Source organism: Chitinophaga silvatica, assembly GCF_003419895.1.
Taxonomy (GTDB): Bacteria; Bacteroidota; Bacteroidia; order Chitinophagales; family Chitinophagaceae; genus Chitinophaga; species Chitinophaga silvatica.
The window spans coordinates 334381-359707 of record NZ_QPMM01000003.1 but is presented as its reverse complement, the minus strand read 5'-3'; the positions used below and the strand labels follow the sequence as shown (position 1 = coordinate 359707).

Genomic DNA, 25327 nt, shown 5'->3' with positions numbered 1-25327 from the left:
CGAGAAACAACAAACAACTATAAATCCTTTGCCTCCTTACAAGACTCTGCGAGAAACAACAAACAACTATAAATCCTTTGCCTCCTTACAGGCCTCTGCGAGAAACTGCAAAAACTGCAATTAATATCCATAAATAAACAGAGCCTGATAAAGATCAGGCTCCTTCTTTTCCCTCAAAATAACCATTAAAGACACGACTATTGAATCTTGATACAATCCATATAGCGTGACCGGTAATGCAGTTTACAAATAATATTATATTTAAAAGAGATGTTAACTAATTAATAACAGATGAATGAATTTTTAATATTTTAATTATTGATTTTTAATATATTAAAAATATGTTATTAAATTGAAAGTTAATGAGATTTTAAGATTTTTACGCAAGTTTCCAAGTGTTCATATAAAAATATTATTTCTCAAAAAGATATCATTATTAACATTCTCAAAACGTTTAAACACTCTGCTTACTCTATCTTCCAACTGTCATAAGTTAACCCATTTTTCATGCAGTTTGAGAAGATAGAACCTATTTTAACCCGTTGGAAACGGCAACCTTTTTTACGGATTATTACTCCAATGGTGGTGGGTGTTATTGTAGGAAAAGCATACTCTGCCAACATCTTTTTTGTTTACACGCTTTTTTTTATTTGCATATTATTATTGCTATACCTGCAAATTCTGCCAATATTTAGGGCCCAATTTTCTTCATGGCTTACAGGATTGTTGGTTTATTTTCTCATGTTTTCAAATGGATATTGGATCACCTACAAGGTAGATCTTCGCCATTCTTCCTCCTACTTCGGTCATTTTCTATCTCCAACCTCCTTATGCCTGGTTGAAATATCTTCTTTTGAAGAGAAGAAGAACACTTTCAGAGGGTTGGCTACCATTAAAGCCGTGTTCGCCCCTCCTGAGTGGAAATTTACAATTGGTAAAATCATCCTTTACTGGCCTAAAACCATGAATCTGCAAACCGGCAGTCGTTTTATCACCAATTTGCAACCGCAATTGATTAAGTATTCCGGCAACCCGGGCAGTTTTAATTATCAGGAATTCGCAGCCAACCAGCAATTATTTTATCAGGCTTCTTTATATAAATCCAAAATTATTGCTCTTAAATCACAATCATCTTATAACTGGTTGAATAACGCTACCGAATATTGTGTTCAACAATTCAGGAAATACATGGGAGAGGGGCCAGAAGCCGGAATGGCTGAGGCTTTGCTAATAGGATACAAGCAGGATTTGGATAAACAGGTTGTAAGCGATTACTCAACCACAGGCATCGTTCACATTATTGCCATATCAGGGATGCACCTGGCCCTGCTCTATAGCAGCTTATTGGCGATCCTAAAGGTGCTGCCTAAACGAAAATTATTTATGTTGCTTCAGGCGGCAATTATCCTTAGTGTACTCTGGGCTTTCGCGTTATTGACTGGTGCCTCTGCTTCCGTACTGAGAGCTGTTGTAATGGCCACTATGCTGGTTATTGGAAAATTTGTGATCAAACAATACAGCAATAGCTTTAACGCATTCATCGCTTCGGCTTTTCTGCTGCTTTCTTATGATCCATACTTACTGTCTGATTTGGGGTTTCAGCTCTCTTACCTGGCAGTGGCGGGCATTTTAATCGTTTATCAACCTCTCTATCAATCTATCAAAATAAAAAACAAATGGATTGATCTGATCTGGCAATCAGTGGCTATTTCCTTAGCAGCCCAACTATTCACAACTCCTTTATCCTTATTCTGTTTCCATCAGTTTCCCAATTATTTCCTTATTGCCAACCTGATTACTATACCACTTTCTACAATTGCGATTTACGGAGAAATAATTTTACTACTAACCGCCTCATTCCCTTTAATTCCTTATTGGGTGGGCAAGGGGCTATGGTTCCTGATTCATTTGATGAATGTATTTGTTGCGTGGCTGGCTAAATTGCCAGGAGCTTCAGTTTATAATATACACTGTAATTTCATTCAGGCATGGTTGTTATACCTGCTCATTGCTTTTCTTTTACTATGGCGGTTAAAACAATGGCGACCAGGTTTATACTGGATGCTTTTATGTAGCTGGCTAATATTTTTGGTTAAGGCATACAATATCTATTATACAAGAAAACAGAGAATATTAATAGTCTATAACCTCCCCAAACAAACAGCGGTTGATTGTATTTATGGAGATATGGTAAATGGATTTTCCGACTCAGATAGCAGTGTCTTACAGGCTACCAGGTCTTACTACCATGCTACTTCGGGCCGTAGCGCTACGATTTACAGGAGGCATTTAAGTTTTTGTAACAAAACCATTGTAATCATTGATACTTTACCTATTGCCTGCAGCAAACACAGATGGAAGGCCGATTATCTGATTGTTACCAACAATACTAAAGCCTCATTATACCAACTCAACAGGCTATACGATTTTCAAACCCTAATAATAACTGCTTTTAATAAAAGATATATGGTAGAGCAGTGGAAGAAAGATTGCCTGCACAGTAATCAGACATATTATGATATGAATGAAAAAGGAGCATTTATTTTAAATATAAAATAATGATATTTTATAATGATATAATAGTGAGATGTTTTTTTAGATTGATGAATAGAAGATTGATTTACTATTTGAACGAAAATGGAAAAATGATTGTTACGTATTAACTTTGCGTCTCTTTTCGGTCCATGATCAGCGGCCTTTAGTTATTAATTCTAATGTTTTCCATTCATGCAAAAGCAAATTAAATCAGCTTTGATCTCCGTTTTCTATAAAGATAACCTGGAGAACATCGTTAAAAAGTTAGGTGAACAAGGTGTTACCATTTACTCTACCGGCGGTACTCAGAAATTTATTGAAGAGCTGGGAGTAAAATGTGTAGCAGTGGAAGATCTGACTGCATATCCTTCAATCTTGGGAGGTCGCGTTAAAACCTTACATCCAAAGGTATTTGGTGGAATTCTGGCACGCCGCGACAATCCGCAAGACCTGGAACAACTGAAAGAATATCAGATACCGGAAATAGACCTGGTAATAGTTGATCTGTATCCATTCGAGGAAACAGTAAAGAACACAACTGAAGAGCAAACTATTATTGAGAAGATCGATATTGGCGGTGTTTCCCTTATCCGTGCTGCTGGTAAGAACTATAAAGATGTTGTAATCGTTGCTTCTAAAGATCAATATGCTGATCTCGAAAAAGTACTTACAGAAAATAACGGAGCTACTTCCATTCAGGATCGCAGAGGCTTTGCTGCCAAAGCTTTCGAAGTATGTGCAAACTATGATGTAGCTATCTCTCAATATTTCCTGAACAACGAGCCTGGTGATTATTTCCAACTCTCTGTACCGGAAGGACAAGTTAACCGTTACGGTGAAAACCCTCACCAAAGAGGCGTTTTCTATGGAAAACTCGATGAAGTATTCAACAAATTACACGGTAAGGAATTATCATTCAACAACCTGGTAGACGTAGACGCAGCTTGTCAACTTATCCAGGAGTTTAACGGTACTACAACCTTTGCTGTAATAAAACATACCAACGTTTGTGGTATTGCAACCCGCAATTCTCTGAAAGAAGCCTGGGAGGCTGCTTTGGCTGGTGATAAAGAAAGTGCTTTTGGTGGAGTTTTAGTTACCAACCAGGTAATTGATAAAGCTACCGCTGAATCTATCAGCGAAATCTTCTTTGAAATCCTTATCGCACCTGGTTTTAATGCTGATGCCCTGGAAGTATTACAGGCTAAGAAGAACCGTATCCTGTTAGAACAAAAACAACCTGTTCAGAGCAAATACATGTTCAAAAACGTATTGAACGGTGTGTTACTGCAAGACAGCGACAACGGTAATTATAAGGAATGGAATGAAGTAGGTGCCCGTTCATCTACTCCGGACGAAAAAGCTGATCTCGAATTTGCAAACCTGATCGCTAAGCACCTGAAATCCAATGCTATCGCTTTGGTTAAAAACAAGCAACTGATTGGTAAAGGTTGTGGCCAAACTTCCCGCATCGATGCATTGCGTCATGCTATTGAAAAAGCCGGACAGTTCAATTTCGACCTGAAAGGTGCTGTAATGGCATCTGATGCCTTCTTCCCATTCAATGATTGCGTTACTATTGCTTATGAGCATGGTATCAATGCAGTAATTCAACCTGGTGGCTCCGTTAGAGATAACGACTCCATCGAATTCTGTAAAGAACATAATATGGTAATGGTAATGACAGGTATGCGTCATTTCAGACACTAAGCTGTTGTCCATCCCCAATATTCAGAAAGCACTGGTTTTTAAGCTGGTGCTTTCTCTTTTAATCACTCAGATATTCAAAAAAATTCAATACTATTGTTTTAATTAGCTCAATTCAGCTTTGTCATTTATTCGCGAAAATATTATGCAAGAGGCCTCAGATGCCGATTTGATCCAGCAGTATAAAAGCACTGGCAAATTGGATTTTCTGGCTGCCTTATACCAGCGTTATATGCCACTGGTATATGGTGTATGCCTTAAATATTTCGATGAAGAGGCAAGCAAAGATGCTGTTATGCAAATCTTTGAAGAGCTGATTACCAAGTTGCAACAACATGATGTTCAAAACTTTAAGAGCTGGTTGCACGTATTATCCCGTAATCATTGCCTGATGAAACTCAGGGCAATGAAACATAAGGAAGGATTACAGATTTCCATAGACGAGAGTTCGCTTATGGAAAATGAGGAAATAAATCATCATGGCAATGGAATAGATCTTGAAGATCATTTGCAGCAACTGGAGAAATGCCTGGAAACATTGCCGGAAGAACAAAAGCGTAGTGTGGATCTGTTTTACCTGAAAGAAAAAAGTTATCGTGAGGTTAGCGCTCTAACCGGATATGATATGAATAAAGTGAAGAGCTACATCCAGAACGGTAAACGTAATCTTAAAATTTGTATTGAACAGCAAAATGCCTGATCGTCACTCACATATCTCACCTGAAGAACTGGCAAAATTAATACGCCAGTATCTGGCCGGAGAGCTGGACGACAGAGCTATGCACCAACTGGAGAAACAGGCCCTCGACGATCCTTTCCTCGCCGATGCCCTGGAAGGATATTCCAAACAGCATCCAGACCAACAGCTCCAACTACAATCTTTAAGTGAAGAATTGGCTAAAAGGATTGCAGTACCATCGCCCGCTGCCCACCCGAGAGGCAGAGTAATCAAAATGTACAGATGGGTCGCCGCCGCAGCCATCATCTTATTTATGGGCATCGGATGGTATATCGTTAATCAATCCCAAAAACCAGTCTCCAATATAGTTGCCCTGCCTTCCTCCACTAATAATGATTCTATTAAGGAAGAAAAAGGAATTCCATTGGATACATTGTCCTCTTTGGCCCAGAATACTGCTCCCGCTGCCAAAGAAGTAGTACCTCAGGTTGCACAGGCCCATAAGCCTGTAGCTTCGTCAGCTCCTGTTCCGGCATTAGCGAAAGCTCAGCCACAAACTTATGCTGCTCCAACTCCTGCCATGGCAGAAACAAGCAGGCAGGCAGATCGGAAGCTTTCAGAGGTTTATAAATCAAATGCTGATGATACCAGCATGCAGTTGGCCAATAACTATAAAATTATCATGTTTGATTCGGCAAAACTGAAAAAGGCTGATCATTTGGCTATTGAGAAAAATTATAAACTAATGGATTCTGTGTTGAGCTCACCAATTGTTTTAAATGAAAGCAAAGGTCCGGAAAAGGCCGTGAAAGGAAAGTTGGCTGGGGCTAAAGCAGCGGATACTGACTATACAGAAACTAATGCTGAATACAGACCGCCATTACCTGTTAATGGCCAAACAGGGTATGCCGATTACCTTAAAACGAATGTCAGAAACCCTAATAAGCAGGAGGGTTTTGTAAGAGTTTCATTCCTGGTTATGCCTGATGGAACATTGCAGGACTTTAAGATCAAACATCACCTGAATAAAGAATGTGATGATGAAGCAATAAGAGTAATCAAGGAAGGGCCGGCATGGAATCCGGCATCAGACCGAAAACCAGCAAGAGTAACGCAAAAAGTGAAGTTTACCAGTGAGAAGGATTAGCGGTTACGCTCTTTCCAGAGTTGGTTGAACGATTTTTCTGCAAATTCAGGGAGGTCTCTGTCCTCTCCCCAGCTTTTAGCAAAGAACCTGCGGAAGAAGAAGTTTTTCCATTTACCACCAGCCATATTCATCATTCTTCTGCTACTACAACCTTGTTTCCAAACAAACCATCCAAATTTTTCACCGCCGGAAGTATAGTTTTCTTCTACCGCTTTTTGTCTGTTATGTAGCAGCAATTCATGCAGATTAATACGTACAGGGCATACCTCTGTGCAGTTACCACACAATGAAGAGGCAAAGCTCAGGTGCATATAGGAATCCATTCCCTTGAGGTGTGGAGTGATCACAGAACCGATTGGACCGCTGTAGGTAGTAGAATAAGTATGGCCCCCGATATTTTTATAAACCGGGCATGCATTTAAGCAGGAGCCACAACGAATGCAATAAAGGCTTTCTCTGGCTACAGTATCCTGCAAAATATTGGTACGGCCGTTATCCATGAGAATAACATACATCTCTTCAGGGCCATCAATCTCATTTTCCTGTTTTGGACCGCTAAAAATGCTGTTGTATGCAGTGATATTCTGACCAGTACCATAAGTGGCCAGAAGTGGCCAAAACAAGCCTAAGTCAGTGATAGAAGGAATTACTTTCTCTATCCCAACCAATACAATATGTGTTTTAGGGAAGGCGGTAGTAAGACGTGCATTACCTTCATTTTCGGTTACTGCTACAGATCCTGTATCAGCAATAATGAAGTTGGCACCCGTGATACCAATTTCAGCTTCCAGGTATTTATTTCTGAGTTTTTCCCTGGCAACGAGAGTAAGTTGTTCGGGAGTCAGCGCAGGGTCGGTACCTAGTTTATCAGCAAAAAGACGGGCTACATCTTCCTTGCTTTTGTGCATGGCCGGAGTAACAATGTGATAAGGAGGTTCATTATCTAATTGTTGAATATATTCACCAAGGTCGGTTTCCACACATTCAATTCCATGCGTTTCCATGAAGGAGTTGAGATGTATTTCTTCTGTGGCCATGGATTTACTCTTAACGATGCTTTTGCAGTTTTTAGCCTGGCAGATAGCCAGAATTTCCTGCTGTGCCTGTTCGGCAGTTTCGGCCCAGATTACTTTACCACCACGGCGTATAAAGTTTTGTTCGAATTCCTCAAGATGATTATCGAGATGCTCAATTGCCCTCCACTTAATATTTTTGGCACGTTCTCTCGCAATAGCCAGATCGGCAAATTGAAGTTTACCGTTCTTTACAGCGTTATTGTATTTGCCAATATTGAAGTTGATGGTAGCACGATGACCTAAGTCACTCGCCTTAGTTTCACTTTTCTCAAGAAAGGTAGCTGCTATTTGATGCATAAGCCTACGATATTCCTCTTTAAAGATAATTCAGGATTTTGGGATTTAAGAAGCGATAATAAATCTTCCAGACCGGCTATCCTTATTTATACTGTTTTCTTGCAATTTTATCCAGCACTTCATAAAATTCCGTGCCGTATTTTCTGATTATCGCTTCTTTTAAGAAACGATAAACCGGAACTTGTAGTGCCTTACCATTTTTGCAGGCAGCTTTACAGATATCCCATCTGTCATAATTAACCGCTTCAAACGACTCATATTTCTTGATGCGGATAGGATACAGGTGGCAGGAGATAGGTTTTTTATAATCTACTACTCCCTCCTTATATGCCTTTTCAATACCACAACCTACAACACCATTATCATCGATAGTTGCGTATGCACAAATACCGTTGTTTACTATTGGGGTAACGTAGCCATATTCTTTATCGGTGGTATGAGTGCCTGTATGTTCAATTTCCTGAATGCCTTCGGGGCGAAGGTAAGGCTTAAGCTTAGGGTAAATTTTCTTCAGAATCTTAGTTTCGTCCTTATCCAGCGGCGCTCCACAGTCACCCGCTACGCAGCAGGCACCTTTACAGGCCGACAGATTGCATACGAATTGCTCTTCAATTACTTCGTCACTTATATATTTATCGTCGATAATTATCATCTGTTACACAGGTCGTTCTTAATAGACCACAAAGGTACATTATTAGAAGGTTATCTCCACCTAAGGGTTTCAACCAAATGTATCATATCCTGTTCAAGGAATTTGTCGACAGGGGCGAGTGAATCGGCATTAGGGGTAGCATCGAAATAGAGGGCTCCCCGAAGGAAGTGTTTGGTAGAATCAGTTACATAAAACTGTTTGGCAGAGGCTGCATTACCGCCAACTTCATAGAAAGTGCCGCTTACATTATTATTGGTATGAATGGCATTTTCATCGATATATGAAGCCTTGTAGGTATGTTTATAGGTCATTTTAAAGGCGTCATCCACGAGCTTGTCGAAGGAGTTATTGCCTCCGATAATTTTATAGCTCATGTAGATTTTACCATTAAGTGAGGGAAAATCTACATTGATCCAATATGGATTTTCAGGAGCAGCCCCAAAGAAGGAGGTATCCTTAATGATATTGGCATATGCCGGATACTCGAAAGTATATGGATAACCAGGATTATCGAATGTTTTATACTTTCTTTCCGGGAATTTGATATGAAAGTAGCCTCTTGGCTTAGGAGTAGGCACATTTTCACAGGCTGTCATTCCAAGCAGTAACAAGGCTATGATGGCAAGAGCCTTACCTTTTAAATCGAACATCTTATTGTTTTGTTTAACTACCCTGGCATTACACTTTTTCAGAGGCATCAGGGCGAATGGCTACCTGAACTTTCTGAATACGCATTTTATTGACTTCAAGAACAGTAAAATCGTAATTATTGTAGTTAATAACGCTATTTTCTTCAGGGAATTTTCCTGCTAATTCTAAAATTAATCCGCCGAGTGAATCACTTTCACCTTTTACGGTTTCAAAGGTATCCGGAGCGATGTCCATGATTCGGCAAACGTCATTGAGCATGGTTTTGCCTTCAAAAACGTAGGTAAAGTTATCGACCTTACTATAGTTAAATTCTTCTTCGTCAAATTCATCTTTGATATCGCCGATTACTTCTTCCATGATATCTTCCAGGGTAACGATACCGGAAGTACCACCGAATTCGTCTACCACTACGGCGAAGTGCATACGGCGGCTCTGGAATTCAGACAGGAGGTCTTCGATCAGTTTGTGACCATGAACAAAGAAAGGCTGGCGCATAATCTGGTGCCAGTCGAAAGCTGTTCCTTTATCGAGATGCGGAAGCAGGTCTTTGGTATGGATCACGCCAACGATATTGTCGAGATTTTCTTTGTATACCGGGAGGCGGGAGTAATGCAGATCGGCTACTCTGGCCACTACTTCATTGAATGAACTGTTATATTCAACGCCGTTAACGTCGAGGCGCCCGCGCATAATTTGTTTAACGGTGATGTTACCAAATTTGAGGATGCCTTTGAGTATATTTTTTTCTTCCTGGGAAGCGGTAGGGTCTACACTCATTTCGATGGCTTCATCGATTTCGTGGTAGTTTACGGGGCCACTGCCTCTGTGAAAGAGCTTAGCTTCAATATTGGTGCTCATGCTTACAAAGAAATCGCTGACAGGTTCGAGGGTAGCATGAATAAGGCTAACGAACCAGGCGAAGTAAGTAGCGAAGCGGATATTATTTTGGGCAGCCCAAACCCGTGGGAGGATTTGTCCAAAGAACAGGAGTATTAAGCAGATGGCAGCAATCCGAACCACTAGGGAAACAACGGGCAGGGTTTGCAGGTCTTCCATTTGAGTTACCAGATAATTGGTAATCATAATGAAAGCGAGCATCAGCAGGATACTTGCAATCTGGAGGGATGCCAATAATGATTTAGGTTTTTCCAGCAACTTGGTAATGAGTTTGCCGGAAGTATTCTGCCTTGTTTTGAGGACGTTAAGGTCCTTATAGTTCAAGGAGAAAAAGGCTACTTCTGCACCGGAAACGATGAAGGTGAGTAGCAGTAATACGAAAATTACAAGCAGAAACACCACCACATTAGGAGTGGCAATGGGTGTGCTGGCTTGTAAGAAATAGGATACGTTGCTTGCCGAAAGGATACCCAAGATGTTCAACTTTGGTGAAAAAACATGAATTAGGGAAAGAAATTTATAGAATAACTTTCCCGGCACGCAAATATAAGTAATGTCCCCTTTGGGATTACTTGCGTGACAGCATTAAATTATTTATTCAGATCAATTAAAACGGCAGATCATCTGCTGGTTCATTCAGAGAAGGGGGAATATCCAATCCTGGATAATTTTCTCCGCTGCCTGTACCAGAGCCGCTGTGGTGAGCAATGGGGTGATCTTGGTTGTTGAGGTCCATGCGTTTATCCAGCATAACCAGGTTATCTCCTACAACTTCGGTGGCAAATTTTTTATTGCCTTCTTTGTCCTCCCAGCTACGTGTGCGTAGGCGTCCTTCAATATAAACAAGACTACCTTTGTGCAGATACTTCTGCGCTAACTCTGCCAGACCTCTCCACAATACTACCGTATGCCACTCTGTTTGTGAGATGAGCTTACCAGCCCTGTCTTTAAAGGTTTCAGTAGTAGCCAGTGAAAATTTAGCTACTGCTATATTCCCTTCAAGAAACTGTACATCCGGATCTCTGCCCAAATTGCCAATCAGGATTACTTTATTAACACCTCTCATAGTTGTAGGTTTTTTAGCCTGTTGTTGAAATGTTCTTCGTTAAATAAATAAACAACCTTCTTAAAGTTAATATTTTTTTCTAATCGACAGGAAAAATTTCTTTACTGGCGGGCGATTGTGACAGATTTTGTTGTTACGATTGAATACTGAAGTACCATAGCGCTTCATGTATATTTTTATTCGCAATGTGTGTTTGACTAAAAGAGCTGTAAGTTATTGCTTTCCAAATAGGTTGTAATGGTTTTTGGAAAAGCATAATTATTGAGTTGTTTTTGTGACACTGCTATATAATCATGCAGGGCAGGAGCTGTAGAAACTTTTATTGTAATGAATTGACTATAAATCGTTTGATGAGTAAGTTGTTGTTTAAGGAGTGCTGAAATCTTTTCGATAGAAAAGGGTAAATCGCCCAGTAAATCCCTGAAACGATTGTCTTTTTGCAGAGCAGTAAAATCAGTAGCATTATCTGTTTCCATGAGAATGAATTCATGGAGGTTTTGCCAGATATCACTGGCTGTTCTTTTACGGATATAGATATTGTTTTTGTGCTGAAGGATGATATAGTTGAAATAGCGTTTTTTCACCTGTATTTTTTTGGTTTTTACTGGTAGCAGATTAATCAGGTTTTGATTAAATGCCGCACATTTCCTTTGCAGGGGGCAGTCGTCGCAATTTGGGGCCTGTGGCTTGCAGACCACTGCTCCAAAATCCATAATGCTTTGATTATAAACATTTGCTTTATCTGCCGGGAGAAGAGCCTGGGCCAGTTCTGAGAATTGTTTTTTACCAGCGGTGCTGTCGATCGGGGTATCAATACCAAAGAAGCGTGATAATACACGGAAAACATTTCCATCGAGCACTGCATGAGGCAGGTTGAAGGCAAAGGAGGCGATAGCGGCGGCGGTGTAAGGGCCAATTCCTTTCAGGGCCTTAATTTGATCATATTGATCGGGAAATTTACCGTTATAGGTATTGGTAATTTCCCTGGCAGCAGCCAGCATATTTTTACAACGGGCATAATATCCGAGGCCCTGCCAGAGTCTGAAAACCTCTTCTTCAGGAGCCTGTGCTAGTTGCTGAACGGTGGGGTAGTACTGAATAAATCGCTCATAATAAGGCCAGCCCTGCTCAACGCGTGTTTGTTGGAGGATGATTTCAGACAGCCATATTTTGTATGGATCTTTCTCATTTTTCCAGGGCATACTGCGGTTATTCTGCTCTTTATTCCATTCTAGTAAATTTTCGGTAAAAAAAAGTCTGGCTGAGCCCATTTATATATTATTTTAATAAAATTATTTAGTATATTGATATGGCAAATGCTGTAGAAAAAACCCTATTTAGGTACAACAGATAGAAATTTCTGAACCGCAAATAAATAATTTTATCGCCAATACGAGTTATAAGAAAAAATGATAAAATTTATTTGCTTAAAATTCAGCAATTAGAATTTTTAAGTTAACTTTGAGAGTAAAGTAATCCTCTCGCTTTTATATGAGAAAAGCTGATTTAATAAACAACATTGCTGAAAAAACCGGCATCCCCAAAGTTGATGTATTAGTCACACTTGAGGCTATGTTTAAAGAGGTGAAAGAAGCCTTAGCTAATGGAGAACACATTTATATCCGTGGCTTTGGAAGTTTCATCACTAAGAAAAGAGCCGCCAAGATTGGACGTAACATCAAGAAGAACGTAGCTGTGGAGATACCTGAGCATTTTATTCCGGCGTTCAAACCTTCGAAAGAATTTGTTGCTGAAGTAAAGAAGCTTAAAAGTTCTTAGTTTTGCAGCCTAATATTTTAGGCGATGCAAAAAACACAAGTTCTTCTGGTGGGTGCTGCGGTAGCACTATTGGTGATATTATTCGCCTTTGGCCGAACTGTGCCCCGGTCAGACAAGCAACCTATGTCATCTGCTGCCCCTATGCAGGGCGGACAGGATGTACAACCTATTGCCTTTTCTGAATTGCTCTCGGTAGCCAAGGGTAAGATTCCATCAGATAAGTTATTACAGGTAAATACCATTGAAACCAATGTTATTCGCGGGGATGTAAAATCTCAGCAGATCTCTGCATTCCGCCAATTGTATAATCTTTGGGATAGCTTAAATCAGCTTCCCGTGGCAGCCTATTATCTGGGCGAAGCCGCTAAGTTGGAAAATTCCGAAAAAAGCCTCACCTTTGCAGCCAATTTATTTTCAGCCCACCTGCAACACGCTGAAGATCCGCGTGTAGCAAAATGGGAAGCCGAGCAGGCTATCTCTTTATTTGATCAGGCCATTCAATTGAATCCTGACAATGACACCTTAAAGATATCTCAGGCTATGGTATTTATGAATACCGGTGAGCCTATGAAAGGTGTGGCAAAATTGAGAGAAGTTGTAGCTGTTCATCCTGACAATATTGATGCCCAGGTTACTTTAGCTAATCTAGCTATTACATCCGGGCAATATGATAAAGCTATCGAACGACTGGAAGGCGTTAGCGCCAAACATCAGGATAATGCAAAAGTGTTATTCGTTTTGGGCGAAGCCTATAGAAGTAAGGGAGATAAAGCTAAGGCCATCGAATTGTTTGAAAAAAGCAAACAATTAATGACGGATCCCGAGCTTAAGAAGGAAGTAGATAGCTATATAAAAAGCATTAGATAATATTATTTTTCAATCATTTAAAAACGTATCAGCGTATGCCTTGCGGTAAGAAAAGAAAAAGACATAAAATTGCTACTCACAAGCGTAAAAAAAGACTGAGAAAGAACCGGCATAAAAGTAAGAAGAAATAATTACTCCAGTTTCCCGCCATTTATACTAATTAGGTATGCTCCCGGCGCGGTAGTCGGATAAAAATTTTCATATATCCTGCATGATTTTAGCATTTACTTCTTAAATTGCTATAGTCATGCAGGTTGTTTCCATAGACTCCGCAATTTGTTTTCTCCGGACATTACCTGCAGTGATCGCTGAACCCTTAAGCAATCCATCATCACGAACGTGAAAAAATACGCTGACTATTTATAGTAAGCTATTGTTTTGGTATGCAGTAAGCTGTTCTCAAATAGCCGTGTGCATAGCATAAAGGTGAAGTTTTTAAGGTTAAAATTTTGGACGCTTGAATAAGGAACTTATTATAAATGCGGCTCCCTCAGGGGTAGAAATTGCGTTACTGGAAGATAAGAAGCTAGTAGAATTACATCACGAAAGTGGCAATCCTAACTTCGCAGTAGGTGATTTATACCTGGGTAAAGTAAAAAAACTAATACCCGGCTTAAATGCTGCATTTGTCGACGTAGGCTTCGAAAAAGATGCCTTTTTACATTATACGGATCTTAGCCCATACATCCGCTCCATTCTTAAATTTACTGCTCTCGCCATCAGCGATAAAACGCCCGATGGATTCGATTTCACTAAATTTAAAAATGAACCGGAAATCGTAAAAACTGGCAAGATCACAGATGTTTTAGGTGGTAAACCCAACATCCTCGTACAAATTCTGAAAGAACCCATTTCCTCCAAAGGCCCCCGCCTTAGCTGCGAAATCTCTTTACCCGGAAGATTTATCGTGTTAACACCCTTCAACGATATTGTTGCCGTTTCCAAAAAAATCCATTCTTCCGAAGAAAGAAAGAGACTTCAGAAAATTGTTGAAGCAATCAAACCTCCCAACTTCGGCGTAATCGTTAGAACCGCCGCCGAAGGAAAGAAAACAGCAGAATTGCACGAAGATCTAACCACCCTCGTTCAAACCTGGAAAAATATCCAGTCAAATCTCCATGGTGCCCAGGCTCCTCAGAAAATACTGAGCGAACAAACTAAAACTACCAGCATCCTCCGAGATCTGCTCAACGAAAGCTTCAACCGCATCGTTGTAAACGATAAAAATATTTATACAGACACCAAGACGTACATCCAAAAAATTGCGCCTGAAAAATCCGATATCGTCAACTACTACAATAACGGATCTCCTATCTTCGATAGCTTCGGAGTTACCAGACAAGTGAAAGCTTCTTTCGGTAAAACCGTTAACCTCGATAGTGGTGTATATCTTATCATTGAAGCTACTGAAGCCCTCCACGTCATCGACGTCAACAGCGGCTACAAAAGCTCCAGCAATAACCAGGAACAAAACGCACTAGCTTCAAACCTCGAAGCTGCCGCCGAAATCGCCCGCCAACTCAGGCTGCGCGACCTGGGGGGAATCATCATTATCGACTTTATCGATATGAAACTCCCCGAAAACAAAAAAGCCATCTTCGAAGCCATGGAAAAATTCATGGCCCAGGACAGAGCTAAACATACCATCCTGCCTATCTCCAAATTCGGATTGATGCAGATTACCCGTCAAAGGGTTAAACCAGAAATCACAATCTCCGTAGCTGAAGATTGCCCAACCTGCAGAGGCACCGGAAAAATCGGCGCATCTATGCTTATCCTGGAAGATATCGAGAAAAATCTCCAATATCTCCTCAATCATCAACATAAAGGATTAACAATCAGAGTTCACCCAATCCTGTACGCTTACCTGACCAAAGGATTTCTGGTCTCTAAACAGTGGAAATGGTACTTCCACTATAAAAAATGGATACGACTCAAAGCTGACTCCAATTATCACCTTACCGAATACCGATTCTTTGACGCCAACGACGAAGAAATAAAACTATAAATACCAAAGAAATTTAAAGCAGGCTACCATCTCCAGGTAGCCTGCTTTTTTTATTAAACCCTGAACATATAACTTCATATATTTCATACATTTACTATAGTAAATGACCCCCCTGATTATCGGTTGTCATGTTTAATTACATCCTGGTACTATTATGACTATACGCTTCTATGGTGCACTTATGTTGCTAATGATTGCTTTCGCCTCCTGTATGCAACAAAGTGGCTCCCACAAAAAAACAAAAGCGAGAGATACCTCGCATTATACGAAACAGGCCTATATCGACCTAACCTTCGACAGTAGCTACGTCCATAAATTCCTCCAAGATCACCCATCATATAATGCATATGATGAGTATATCCTGAATTTTTACAGACGAAGAGATTTTCATTACGCCTGGATCAATAAAGATGGACTTACCGAACAAGCCGGTAACTTCATCAATATGATGAAAAACGATGCGGCCTACGGAATCGGCGACAGCAGCCTCATCCCGCAGGCGCTCGATACCTTGCTACAGGCCGACTCAACCCTTAAACCCGGTAACCCGGCTACTCCTGGCATCGAATTGCTCCTCACCGCCCAATTCTTCGCCTATGGAAACAAAGTATGGGGTGGACTAATAACCGAATCGGCTAAAGACCTCGAATGGTTTATTCCCCGCAAGAAAATTGATATGGAAAGCCTCCTCGATTCCATGATCCGCAAGCCTAATAATACTTTTGAGGAAGACGAACCGGTAAACCGACAATATACTCTCCTGAAACAACAACTGAAGCGATTGGTAAATATCGCCTCCAAATATCAGTGGGATACAACCAGAATGACGCAGAAAGCCCTTAAGAAAGGCGATTCTGCCCTTGTTATTTCTCAGGCAAAGAATAAACTTCAAATCCTGGGCGACCTTTCTGTTAACGACAGCAGTAATGTATTTAATGCACCACTCGACACAGCATTACGCAGCTTCCAGGAAAGAATGGGGCTGAAGACAGATGGTGTACTCAACCAAAATGTTCTCAATGCCCTGAACGTGCCTGTTCAACAGCGGATTCAAAAGGTTTTGCTCAATATGGAAAGACTTCGCTGGGTTCCAATAGATCCGACTTCCGACCATATTGTAGTAAATATCCCTCAGTTTAAAATGATGGTTTATGATAGTGGCAGACTCGATTGGTCGTGTAATGTAGTAGTAGGAAAGCCTGGTACCAGTACCGTTGTATTTACGAAAGAACTGAGATACATCGTATTCAGTCCGTATTGGAATGTGCCTCCAGGTATATTAACCAATGAAGTGCTTCCTGGCCTAAGAAAGGGAGGAAGTAGTTATCTGGCACGTCAGAATATGGAAATTGTAAACAGCAGTGGTAAGGTAGTATCTCCTGGCTCTATTAATTTAAGTCAGTCTGGTCGTGGCTTCCCTTATACTGTACGTCAGAAGCCAGGCGGTAAAAATTCGTTGGGCAAAGTAAAGTTCCTGTTCCCGAATGAGTATAATATTTATCTGCATGATACGCCTGCACGTTATTTGTTCGGAGAAGACAAGCGTTCGTTTAGCCATGGCTGTATAAGAATTGAAGAGCCCAAACATCTTGCAATGTGGCTATTACGGGATGATCCATCCTGGACAGAGCAAAAAATTGATGAGGCAATGAATGCTGGTAAGGAAAAGTATGTAACAATTAAGGATAAAGTACCTGTGTATATAGTATACTTTACAGCCTTTGTAGACGAGAAGAACAGATTGAATTTCCGCGATGATGTATATAATCATGATGCCAAGCTGGCATCTACATTGTTTGCGCATAAATAGCTCGCGTTGCTCGCTTGTTTCTCGCAGAGAAGCAGAGATTAATATTAAGAGGCATAAGGATCGAAGCGAATGCTTTTAAGGACTTCCGATAGGTTTCAACATTAATAGAAACCAGTCTGTAGCTCTTAATAACATTCGCTTCGATCCTTATGCCTCTTAATATTAATCTCTGCTTCTCTGCGAGAAAAAAGCGAGCCTGCGAGCTACTTTACTGCAATAACAGAAATTTCTACGTTCACTCCTTTTGGCAAAGCAGCTACCTGAACTGTTTCGCGGGCAGGAAAATCGCTGGTAAAGTAGGTACCATATACTTCATTTACCTGAGGGAAAGTTTTCATATCTGTTAAGAAAATGGTTGTTTTCACAACATCCTGGAATCCCATATCAGCAGCTTCAAGAACGGCCTGAAGGTTTTTCATCACCTGATGGGTATCAGCTTCTATGCCTCCTTTTGCCAGTTCGCCGGTAGCAGGATCAATAGGGATCTGACCGGAAACATAAAGTGTATTACCGACCTTGACAGCCTGGTTGTAAGGGCCAATAGGAGCAGGAGCTTTGCTGGTATTAATTATTTTCTTTTCCATATTCAGAGATTACTGATTTATATTTTGCAGAGGCAAAGATACGCCGGTAGATTTGGCAATAATTAATGATTCTTTATTAGGTTTGCCAAAATTTTAATGCTATGAACATTCTGGTAGTAGCAGATGCCCAACGGTATGATGAGTTGATGGAGAAAGGAATTCCAAAACATCATCAGTTGCAGTGGAAAACAAGTTTGGAAGAAGTAAGTTCGGTAAATGCTTTTGATTTAATAATCGATCTGGTATTTGATGACAGAACGGAGCATGCATTGCTATACGCAAAGCACCCTGGAGTACCGGTTTTAGCTGGTATGGTAAAAACTTCTTTATCTGAATTGATGAGTCAATATGCCTTTGAACAGGGAATTAATATCATAGGATGTAATTTTCTGCCGGGTATGATCAATCTTCCGGTAATGGAAGTATCCGTTATTGATGATGTGCAGCAAATGACCCTCGCAAATATTATGTATGATTTGGGTTGGGAATATTTGTTAGTAGCTGATATGGTAGGGTTGGTTACTCCGAGGGTTGTATGTATGATTATTAATGAAGCTTATTTAACAGCAGAAGAGGGAACGGCTACCCCGGAAGATATTGATACCTCGATGCGCCTGGGAACCAATTATCCTTATGGACCATTTGAGTGGAGTGAAAGAATTGGCATAAGGCATGTTTACGAAGTATTAAAAGCGATACAGGATGCAACCGGAGATCCGAGGTATACCGTTGCAGACTCATTACAAAAAGCATACGAAGCGATATAATTATTATGGTAATATTGAATATAGATACTGCAACAAGTATAGGATCTGTAAGCCTGGCAATAAATGGAAAGGCGGTGCAAACGTTAACGAATGAAAAGCAGCAGGACCATGCTGCTACAATTGTCACATTTGTGCAAACATTGATGCAGGAACACAATATTACTCCAGATAAATTGGATGCCATTGCGGTAAGTGCTGGTCCGGGTTCGTATACGGGTTTACGTGTGGGAGTGGCAACGGCTAAGGGCCTGTGTTATGCATGGAATAAGCCTTTGATTGCAATATCTACATTGCAGATGATGGCGAGTGGATTATTATCAGAAGTGCAGGACCAGGATGCCTGGTATTGCCCAATGATAGATGCTCGCAGACAGGAAGTTTTTACAGCGATATATGATAATAGTTTAAATGAAATAATGCCTCCCCAGGCACTTATATTAACACCTGAAATATTTGACACTCAGCTTGCAGAGAGGAAAATCTATTTCTTTGGTGATGGAAGTTCGAAATGGGAGCTAATGTTATCTTCACGTAAAAATGCTATTTTTGTAAAATATGTGATAAGTGCTGCACAGTTAGCTGATCTTTCGGCTAAATACTGGGAAAAGAAGCAGTTCGTTGACCTCGCATATTTTAGTCCTTTTTATCTCAAGCCATTTTATACCCCTCAAAAATCCTAACACGAACGTTGGATTGTCATGTGATTGTCAAATTACATCTATTTTGCAAGTATCTGGGGGATATATATGATAAAATAAGGTATGGAAATTTTTTTTATTGTGATAGATATTATATTTTTGTGTAAATCGATATCCGCAATTGTTGTCTAACTATTTGCGAGTACTGTCCGTTGATCCCTTTCATTTCATCATTTTTTAAACTATTATGCGATGGAAAAAACATTATTAACTACCTCTTCTAATACTCTTATTATTTCTAGAGGTACCAATGAAAAAGACCAGATCAAATTGGATTACATTGCCGTCAAGAAAGCTGCTATGGTTCTGCGAGCTATCAACCATAAGCTGCGCCAGCAAATGATTAAGTTGCTGGAAGACCACAAAAAAATGACCGTAACTGAGATTTACGTGAAATTGCGTCTGGAACAATCGGTAGCATCGCAACATCTCGCCATTTTAAGGCGTGCTGGCATTGTAATTACAGAAAGAGATGGTAAGTTCATTCACTACACCATTAATAAGCAACGTATTGCTGAAGTGGCTAAGTTCGTGGAAGAGCTTGTTGGTTAATAGCATTACCGTTTAATTACGGAAAACGATATAAAAAAGTAGCCGATTCGGCTACTTTTTTATTTTTATATAGATTTTATCCATAAGCAGACCGTTGCAGAAGTTGTAAATTTGTAAAAATCAAAAACCATGTTCGTAAAACAATTGTACACCAACTGTTTATCGGAAGCTGCATACTTTATTGAATCAGAAGGAGTTGCAGCCGTGATAGACCCGTTAAGAGATATTGACGTATATCTGGATCTGGCAAATGAACGTAAAGCTACAATCAAGTACATTTTCGAAACGCACTTCCATGCCGATTTCGTTTCAGGCCACCTGGACCTGGCTGCGGCTACCGGTGCGGAAATCGTATATGGCCCCGATGCTATAACAAACTTCGAAACATATATAGCCAAAGACAATGAGACTTTCTCTATTGGTGCCGTTTCACTACAGGTTTTACATACCCCGGGCCACACCCTGGAATCGTCGTGCTACCTGCTGAAAGATGAAAAACAGCAACCTTATGCTGTATTCACAGGTGATACCTTATTCGTTGGTGATGTTGGCCGTCCGGACCTCTTCAGTGGCGATCTGACCAAAGAGGAATTGGCTGCTTTCTTATTCGATTCTCTGAATAATAAAATAAAAACCTTACCAGATAACGTGATCGTATATCCGGCACACGGACCAGGATCTGCATGTGGTAAGAATTTAGGCCCAAATACCTTCAGCACCATTGGTGATGAAAAAGCTACTAACTATGCATTACTGGCAACAGATAAAGCGCAGTTTGTTAATGAAGTGACTTCTGGCCTGTCTACTCCTCCTTCTTACTTTCCGATCAATGCTAAAATTAACAAGGAAGGTTATGACGCTTTATCTGCTGTTTTAGAAAAAGCAATGAGGCCGCTTTCACCTGCCGATTTTAAAGCTAAAGCTAAAGAAGGTGCCGTAATCGTAGATACCCGTAAGGCAGTTGAATTTGGAGAAGGCTTTGTACCAGGTTCTATCAGTATTGGCCTTGAAGGCCGCTTCGCGGAATGGGCTGGTAGTTTATTGCCATTCGACCAGGATATCATTCTTGTAACTCCTTTGGGCCAGGAAGAAGAAACTGTGATCCGCCTCGCACGAGTTGGATTTGATAATGTTGTAGGTTACCTGGATGGTAGCTATGATGCCTGGGCAAAAGCAGGGGAAGCCATTGATCTGATCATTACTGTTGAACCAGATGAATTGGCAATGGATATCCCTCATGATCCTAATCTGGTAATTCTGGACGTTCGTAAAACTATCGAGTTTGCAGATGGTCACATCAAAAATGCCTTAAACCTTCCTCTCAATGAGATGGTAGATCCGGGTAAGATGTCAGACATGGAAGAACACTATAACATCTATGTACATTGCCAGGGCGGTTATCGTAGTATCATTGCCTGCTCCCTCCTGAAAAGAGAAGGTATTCACAGTCTCAGAAATGTAGATGGTGGATTCGCCAAAATGAAAGACCAGAAAGGTTTACAGGTAGTACAGGAAAAAACAGTGTTGAACTAGTATTTCACGCAAAGGCGCTGAGATTAATATTAAGGTACAAAGGATTTTTTTTAAGGTATTAAAGATTGAGAAGAATGTTATTAAGGGTTATTGAATGGGGTTATAAATATGATTTAAACCAATCAACAATTCTCAAAAATATTCGCCTCGATCCTTAAAAGTCTTATAAAAAATCCTTTGTACCTTAATATTAATCTCAGCGCCTTTGCGTGAAATTTTCGTATCTTCTGGGAAATAACTTTGTTTGTCATGTTTCCCAAATCAACAGCGTTTATACTTTACTGTTATATGGGCATGCTTACATTAACGGCGTGTCAACCTTCAGATAAGACTTTGCGTGCACAGATCAATAATCGGTTAAGCATGATCCCGGGTATTTCTGTAACTGTAAAGGATGGAAATGTTGTACTACAAGGAGTTGTAAAAGACGAAGTTGCTAAAGCTGCTGCAGAAGAGGCGTTGACCGGATTAAAGGGAATTAAATCGTATGAAGATAAGATTACAGTTTACCATCCACCCGTAATAACTCCACCTGTTCCGGTTCAGATTATAAGTAGTGCCGATCTTCAAATCAAACATACACTCGATTCTGTTTTTCAGGCAAACGGGTATTCAACTGTAGATGTTCTCATAGAAAACGGTACTGTTACTTTAGAAGGAATTGCCCCTAAAAAGCAATTGAAGAAAATTCTTAGAATCACGCATCAATATACCAGTGGAAATGTCATCAACAACATTAAGCCGGTAAATCATTAGGTTTTGAAGCTGTTGATAAAGGCTGTCCGTTATATTGATGTTTCCATCTGCGATGGCTCCAAACCCATACCTCCGGTTGTTCATAGATATTCTTTTGCAGGAAGTTTACAAATGCTTCTGTGATCTTTCCATCAGGCTCCTGCTGTGGATTTTCAAACGCCAGTTGTAAGGTTGCATGATAATAACCTCGCTTTACTTTTCTTATATCCACAAACACAACAGGTATATTACTTCTTTTTGCTCCCATTTCAGGGCCTTTATAAAAAGGAGTCATTTTATTTAGGAATGGAAACCAATAACAGGAACGAGGGTTTCCGGGGTTCTGATCTGCAACGAGGGCTATGAGATACTGTTTGTTATTCCAGGCTCGCATACTATTACCCATATCATTTGCAGGGATAAGAACAGACCCGAATTTTTCTCTGAAATGACGAAAAAATCTATCTGCCGGCTTGCTGGTTAAGGGCATATATACTACCAGAAATGGAAAGGCTACACCCTGCATACAAAACAGGTTCGCCCATTCCCAATTAAAGTTATGACCTAAATGTAGTTGGCAGCTTTTACCTTCTGCATATAATTTATGCAATACGGAAAGATCGCAGATAAAACGTTTCTTCAGGGAGTCTTTGCTCATCGTGAGCAGTTTGATGGTTTCAACCATCATATCTGTCAGGTTGCGATAATACTTCCTGGCAAGTATAGTAAGCTCTTTATTGGATTTATCAGGAAATGCCTGGCGTAAATTCTCCATTACTACCTTCTTCCTATATCCAAATACATAATATACCAGTAGATACAGTATATCACTGATGAAATAAAGTACGGGAAGGGGTAAAATAGAAAGACTATAGCAAAACGCCAGCAATATATAATACATGGTCCTGTTTTATTGAAATCCATCGCAAAGTTAAGGAAATGCGACGGTTAACAACTTACAAGACAATATTCTGAACAAGTTCGCACTTGAATGGATAATCTGTATTGTAATGTAATCCACGACTTTCTTTTCTGAAGGAAGCGCCCTTTACTATCAGATATCCTACGGTGATTAAATTTCTTAGTTCACATAGTTGGGGAGAAACCATTGTTTTTTCATACAGATTTTCAGTTTCTTCATGCAACATATCCAGTCTTCTGAGTGCCCTTTCCAGACGAACATCTGTTCTCACGATTCCCACATAATCACTCATGATTTGTTTAAGCTCTTTAAGGCTTTGAGTAATCAGGATCATTTCTTTCGGGGCAGTAGTTCCTGTTGCATCCCAATCCGGCACATTGTCTTTAAATTCAAGTACATCGATCTGGCTGGTAGCATCCATGAAGCAACGGTGGGCGAATACCATGGCTTCAAGCAAGGAATTGGATGCCAATCTGTTAGCACCATGTAATCCAGTGCTGGCACATTCCCCGCAGGCATAAAGATTTCTGATGGAAGTAAGCCCCCATTCATTGGTTTTAATACCACCACAGCTATAATGTGCAGCCGGTGCAACTGGTATCATTTGTTGGGTTACATCAATACCAATCGATTTACATTTCTCGTAGATATTCGGAAAATGATGGATAAACTTTTCCAGGTCCATATGCCGGCAGTCAAGAAATACATGCTCAGTACCTGTTATTTTCATCTCGCTATCTATAGCCCTTGCAACGATATCTCTTGGGGCGAGAGACAGGCGTGCATCATATTTGGGCATGAAATCTTCGCCATGAATATTCCTCAAAATGCCACCATCTCCTCGCACTGCTTCGGTTATAAGGAATGAATTACTTACTCCGGGTTCGTACAGGGCAGTTGGATGAAACTGGATGAATTCCATGTTTTCTATTCTGCCTTTTGCCCGGTAAACCATTGCTACTCCATCTCCGGTTGCAATTCCAGGATTGGTAGTACTACGATATACCTGCCCGTTGCCACCTGTAGCAAGTAAGGTTACTTTAGCAAGGATCTTTTCTATTTTATTGGTATTTCGATTTAGCACATATACACCATAACATTCGATATCGGGGGTAGATTTGGTAACCAGATATCCAAGGTGATGTTGAGTAATGAGATCAACAACGAAGCAATGTGATATAAGTTCTATATTGGGTCTTTGGTGAATAGCAGCAAGTAGGGCTCTTTCAATTTCCCGACCGGTAACATCCTTGTGATGGATAACTCTGAATACAGAATGCCCGCCTTCGCGGCCTAAAGAAAATACACCATCTTCATTTTTATCAAAATTAGCTCCCCATTCAATAATCTCATTCACTCTATCCGGCCCTTCAGTTACCACAATCTTTACTACATGCTCATTACAAAGGCCATCTCCGGAAATTAGGGTATCTTCTATGTGTTTTTCAAAACTATCGTTTTCCAGGTCGTTAACTACTGCTACGCCACCTTGTGCATATTTAGTATTTGTTTCATCTTCCTGGCTTTTGGTAATAATAGTAATCTTCTTATCAGGACACTGCTGTGATACTTTGAGTGCGTAGGTGAGCCCTGCAATCCCTGAACCGATGACAAGAAAGTCTGTTTTCTGCATAGTGGTGTAAAAGTAAGAAGAATTAGCCTTTGCTTTCGAAATACTTTAGGCTACCAAAAACTAAACCGAATTGTGCCAAACCATACGTTAGCATAACCAGAATATCACTGCCGGGGAAGGGATGATAGAATTTCCCAACGGCAATTAAACTATCGGAAATCAGAAATAATACTGCGCCTGTTATACAATACCAGCCAGCTGGTTGCCGGTTGAAATGGAAAGAATGTAAAACACTTTGTACCGTAATACTAATAGTAAGTGCGTAGATAATTACCGGGATCTTAAAAGGGCCCAGATATGGCATTAGGAATAGTAAAAATAAAATGACCACAGCCGCATTAAGGAAGATAAACGGATACTTGCATGCCGGCGTTGGTGGATTACTATATCTTATTTTCAGAAAGAAGATTATGTAGAAGATATGTGCGATAAGAAAGCTTCCTAACCCGGGTAAAAATAAACTACCGTTATCATATAGCAGTAAGTCATCTCCTAATGAGGAAAATAATAAGGCCGTTAACAATAGATTCCTGAACCCTTTAGGAACCGGAGACCTGGAATACAGTACATAAATAACCAATAACAGCGTCAGTAAAGGCTTTGTCGCTACCCTATATTCGTTGAGGTTTAGAGCAACAAGTACAAGATCTGCCAATAATAGGAAGAAAAATACCAATAGGCTGTTAGGGCGTAGCATAGTAAACAAATTGTTTTCTAAATTAAGGATTATTC

At 40.2% G+C, this 25327-nt stretch carries 23 protein-coding genes; 13 read left to right on the top strand and 10 right to left on the bottom strand.

The genetic code is table 11. The features are described from left to right. Nucleotides 1-507 precede the first annotated feature (507 nt). From DVR12_RS09380 to DVR12_RS09365, 4 genes are all read left to right on the top strand, one after another. Entirely contained in the window at nucleotides 508-2559 is a 2052-nt protein-coding gene (locus DVR12_RS09380; RefSeq protein WP_116975405.1) for a ComEC/Rec2 family competence protein, read from the top strand. Nucleotides 2560-2727: 168 nt separating this feature from the next. Then, nucleotides 2728-4245, top strand: coding sequence for a bifunctional phosphoribosylaminoimidazolecarboxamide formyltransferase/IMP cyclohydrolase (purH, locus tag DVR12_RS09375; RefSeq protein ID WP_116975404.1), 1518 nt, complete (start codon nucleotides 2728-2730; stop codon nucleotides 4243-4245). 142 nt (nucleotides 4246-4387) lie between these two features. Next, a complete protein-coding gene (locus DVR12_RS09370) occupies nucleotides 4388-4942 on the top strand; it encodes an RNA polymerase sigma factor (RefSeq protein ID WP_233522216.1) in 555 nt (184 codons plus the stop codon). Further along, nucleotides 4935-6068 (top strand): energy transducer TonB, encoded by a 1134-nt coding sequence (locus tag DVR12_RS09365; RefSeq protein WP_116975402.1) that lies wholly within the window; start codon nucleotides 4935-4937, stop codon nucleotides 6066-6068. Before DVR12_RS09370 ends, DVR12_RS09365 begins: the two co-directional genes overlap by 8 nt. Here the strand turns inward: DVR12_RS09365 and DVR12_RS09360 are convergent. The 6 genes from DVR12_RS09360 to mutY form a co-directional block, all read right to left on the bottom strand. After that, nucleotides 6065-7441 carry a LutB/LldF family L-lactate oxidation iron-sulfur protein gene (locus tag DVR12_RS09360; RefSeq protein WP_116975401.1) on the bottom strand — a complete coding sequence of 459 codons (1377 nt, stop codon included), beginning with the start codon at nucleotides 7439-7441 and terminating at the stop codon, nucleotides 6065-6067. The genes DVR12_RS09365 and DVR12_RS09360 overlap by 4 nt on opposite strands. 82 nt (nucleotides 7442-7523) lie before the next feature. Continuing rightward, the gene (locus DVR12_RS09355; RefSeq protein WP_116975400.1) at nucleotides 7524-8093 is read right to left on the bottom strand and encodes a DUF3109 family protein; all 570 of its coding nucleotides are present in this window, start codon (nucleotides 8091-8093) and stop codon (nucleotides 7524-7526) included. Nucleotides 8094-8143: 50 nt separating this feature from the next. After that, on the bottom strand, nucleotides 8144-8743 hold the full coding sequence (gene gldD / locus DVR12_RS09350; RefSeq protein ID WP_116975399.1) for a gliding motility lipoprotein GldD: 600 nt from the start codon (nucleotides 8741-8743) through the stop codon (nucleotides 8144-8146). A 28-nt stretch (nucleotides 8744-8771) separates the two neighbouring features. Beyond that, entirely contained in the window at nucleotides 8772-10115 is a 1344-nt protein-coding gene (gldE, locus tag DVR12_RS09345) for a gliding motility-associated protein GldE (protein WP_233522214.1), read from the bottom strand. A gap of 133 nt (nucleotides 10116-10248) precedes the next feature. Continuing rightward, on the bottom strand, nucleotides 10249-10707 hold the full coding sequence (locus DVR12_RS09340; protein WP_116975398.1) for a single-stranded DNA-binding protein: 459 nt from the start codon (nucleotides 10705-10707) through the stop codon (nucleotides 10249-10251). Nucleotides 10708-10904: 197 nt separating this feature from the next. Then, nucleotides 10905-11978 carry an A/G-specific adenine glycosylase gene (gene mutY, locus DVR12_RS09335; protein WP_116975397.1) on the bottom strand — a complete coding sequence of 358 codons (1074 nt, stop codon included), beginning with the start codon at nucleotides 11976-11978 and terminating at the stop codon, nucleotides 10905-10907. Nucleotides 11979-12198: 220 nt separating this feature from the next. On the opposite strand from mutY, the gene DVR12_RS09330 reads away from it, so the two are divergent. From DVR12_RS09330 to DVR12_RS09315, 4 genes are all read left to right on the top strand, one after another. Then, entirely contained in the window at nucleotides 12199-12486 is a 288-nt protein-coding gene (locus DVR12_RS09330) for an HU family DNA-binding protein (RefSeq protein WP_073084475.1), read from the top strand. Between the two features lie 24 nt (nucleotides 12487-12510). Then, nucleotides 12511-13353, top strand: a complete 843-nt coding sequence (locus tag DVR12_RS09325) for a tetratricopeptide repeat protein (protein ID WP_116975396.1) — start codon at nucleotides 12511-12513, stop codon at nucleotides 13351-13353. A gap of 457 nt (nucleotides 13354-13810) precedes the next feature. Next, complete coding sequence (locus tag DVR12_RS09320; RefSeq protein ID WP_116975395.1) at nucleotides 13811-15361, top strand: Rne/Rng family ribonuclease; 1551 nt, start codon at nucleotides 13811-13813, stop codon at nucleotides 15359-15361. Between the two features lie 154 nt (nucleotides 15362-15515). Next, nucleotides 15516-17171 (top strand): L,D-transpeptidase family protein, encoded by a 1656-nt coding sequence (locus DVR12_RS09315; RefSeq protein ID WP_116975394.1) that lies wholly within the window; start codon nucleotides 15516-15518, stop codon nucleotides 17169-17171. Nucleotides 17172-17374: 203 nt separating this feature from the next. On the opposite strand, the gene DVR12_RS09310 is transcribed toward DVR12_RS09315, so the two are convergent. Then, entirely contained in the window at nucleotides 17375-17755 is a 381-nt protein-coding gene (locus tag DVR12_RS09310) for a RidA family protein (RefSeq protein WP_116975393.1), read from the bottom strand. Between the two features lie 101 nt (nucleotides 17756-17856). On the opposite strand from DVR12_RS09310, the gene DVR12_RS09305 reads away from it, so the two are divergent. From DVR12_RS09305 to DVR12_RS09285, 5 genes are all read left to right on the top strand, one after another. Then, nucleotides 17857-18522 (top strand): 3-hydroxyacyl-CoA dehydrogenase family protein, encoded by a 666-nt coding sequence (locus DVR12_RS09305; protein WP_116975392.1) that lies wholly within the window; start codon nucleotides 17857-17859, stop codon nucleotides 18520-18522. 5 nt (nucleotides 18523-18527) lie between these two features. Then, the gene (gene tsaB, locus DVR12_RS09300; protein ID WP_116975391.1) at nucleotides 18528-19202 is read left to right on the top strand and encodes a tRNA (adenosine(37)-N6)-threonylcarbamoyltransferase complex dimerization subunit type 1 TsaB; all 675 of its coding nucleotides are present in this window, start codon (nucleotides 18528-18530) and stop codon (nucleotides 19200-19202) included. Nucleotides 19203-19412: 210 nt separating this feature from the next. Continuing rightward, entirely contained in the window at nucleotides 19413-19772 is a 360-nt protein-coding gene (locus DVR12_RS09295; RefSeq protein WP_012788619.1) for an ArsR/SmtB family transcription factor, read from the top strand. Nucleotides 19773-19901: 129 nt separating this feature from the next. Beyond that, a complete protein-coding gene (locus DVR12_RS09290) occupies nucleotides 19902-21305 on the top strand; it encodes an MBL fold metallo-hydrolase (RefSeq protein WP_116975390.1) in 1404 nt (467 codons plus the stop codon). A gap of 249 nt (nucleotides 21306-21554) precedes the next feature. Then, on the top strand, nucleotides 21555-22061 hold the full coding sequence (locus tag DVR12_RS09285; protein ID WP_116975389.1) for a BON domain-containing protein: 507 nt from the start codon (nucleotides 21555-21557) through the stop codon (nucleotides 22059-22061). Here DVR12_RS09285 and DVR12_RS09280 read toward each other — a convergent pair. Genes DVR12_RS09280 through DVR12_RS09270 form a run of 3 tightly spaced genes read right to left on the bottom strand, consistent with a single transcriptional unit; the run spans nucleotide 22042 to nucleotide 25292 of the window. Next, nucleotides 22042-22941 carry a lysophospholipid acyltransferase family protein gene (locus tag DVR12_RS09280; protein WP_116975388.1) on the bottom strand — a complete coding sequence of 300 codons (900 nt, stop codon included), beginning with the start codon at nucleotides 22939-22941 and terminating at the stop codon, nucleotides 22042-22044. The two genes, DVR12_RS09285 and DVR12_RS09280, sit on opposite strands and share 20 nt — an antisense overlap. Before the next feature lie 55 nt (nucleotides 22942-22996). After that, nucleotides 22997-24595 (bottom strand): L-aspartate oxidase, encoded by a 1599-nt coding sequence (nadB, locus tag DVR12_RS09275; RefSeq protein WP_116975387.1) that lies wholly within the window; start codon nucleotides 24593-24595, stop codon nucleotides 22997-22999. Nucleotides 24596-24617: 22 nt separating this feature from the next. Beyond that, nucleotides 24618-25292, bottom strand: a complete 675-nt coding sequence (locus tag DVR12_RS09270; RefSeq protein ID WP_116975386.1) for a lysoplasmalogenase — start codon at nucleotides 25290-25292, stop codon at nucleotides 24618-24620. Nucleotides 25293-25327 lie beyond the last annotated feature (35 nt).

Coding starts and splice junctions, on each gene's coding strand:
- DVR12_RS09380 (WP_116975405.1), top strand. CDS start 508: ATGCAGTTTGAGAAGATAGAACCTATTTTAACCCGTTGGAAACGGCAA.
- purH (WP_116975404.1), top strand. CDS start 2,728: ATGCAAAAGCAAATTAAATCAGCTTTGATCTCCGTTTTCTATAAAGAT.
- DVR12_RS09370 (WP_233522216.1), top strand. CDS start 4,388: ATGCAAGAGGCCTCAGATGCCGATTTGATCCAGCAGTATAAAAGCACT.
- DVR12_RS09365 (WP_116975402.1), top strand. CDS start 4,935: ATGCCTGATCGTCACTCACATATCTCACCTGAAGAACTGGCAAAATTA.
- DVR12_RS09360 (WP_116975401.1), bottom strand. CDS start 7,441: ATGCATCAAATAGCAGCTACCTTTCTTGAGAAAAGTGAAACTAAGGCG.
- DVR12_RS09355 (WP_116975400.1), bottom strand. CDS start 8,093: ATGATAATTATCGACGATAAATATATAAGTGACGAAGTAATTGAAGAG.
- gldD (WP_116975399.1), bottom strand. CDS start 8,743: ATGTTCGATTTAAAAGGTAAGGCTCTTGCCATCATAGCCTTGTTACTG.
- DVR12_RS09340 (WP_116975398.1), bottom strand. CDS start 10,707: ATGAGAGGTGTTAATAAAGTAATCCTGATTGGCAATTTGGGCAGAGAT.
- mutY (WP_116975397.1), bottom strand. CDS start 11,978: ATGGGCTCAGCCAGACTTTTTTTTACCGAAAATTTACTAGAATGGAAT.
- DVR12_RS09330 (WP_073084475.1), top strand. CDS start 12,199: ATGAGAAAAGCTGATTTAATAAACAACATTGCTGAAAAAACCGGCATC.
- DVR12_RS09325 (WP_116975396.1), top strand. CDS start 12,511: ATGCAAAAAACACAAGTTCTTCTGGTGGGTGCTGCGGTAGCACTATTG.
- DVR12_RS09315 (WP_116975394.1), top strand. CDS start 15,516: ATGACTATACGCTTCTATGGTGCACTTATGTTGCTAATGATTGCTTTC.
- DVR12_RS09310 (WP_116975393.1), bottom strand. CDS start 17,755: ATGGAAAAGAAAATAATTAATACCAGCAAAGCTCCTGCTCCTATTGGC.
- DVR12_RS09305 (WP_116975392.1), top strand. CDS start 17,857: ATGAACATTCTGGTAGTAGCAGATGCCCAACGGTATGATGAGTTGATG.
- tsaB (WP_116975391.1), top strand. CDS start 18,528: ATGGTAATATTGAATATAGATACTGCAACAAGTATAGGATCTGTAAGC.
- DVR12_RS09295 (WP_012788619.1), top strand. CDS start 19,413: ATGGAAAAAACATTATTAACTACCTCTTCTAATACTCTTATTATTTCT.
- DVR12_RS09290 (WP_116975390.1), top strand. CDS start 19,902: ATGTTCGTAAAACAATTGTACACCAACTGTTTATCGGAAGCTGCATAC.
- DVR12_RS09285 (WP_116975389.1), top strand. CDS start 21,555: ATGTTTCCCAAATCAACAGCGTTTATACTTTACTGTTATATGGGCATG.
- DVR12_RS09280 (WP_116975388.1), bottom strand. CDS start 22,941: ATGTATTATATATTGCTGGCGTTTTGCTATAGTCTTTCTATTTTACCC.
- nadB (WP_116975387.1), bottom strand. CDS start 24,595: ATGCAGAAAACAGACTTTCTTGTCATCGGTTCAGGGATTGCAGGGCTC.
- DVR12_RS09270 (WP_116975386.1), bottom strand. CDS start 25,292: ATGCTACGCCCTAACAGCCTATTGGTATTTTTCTTCCTATTATTGGCA.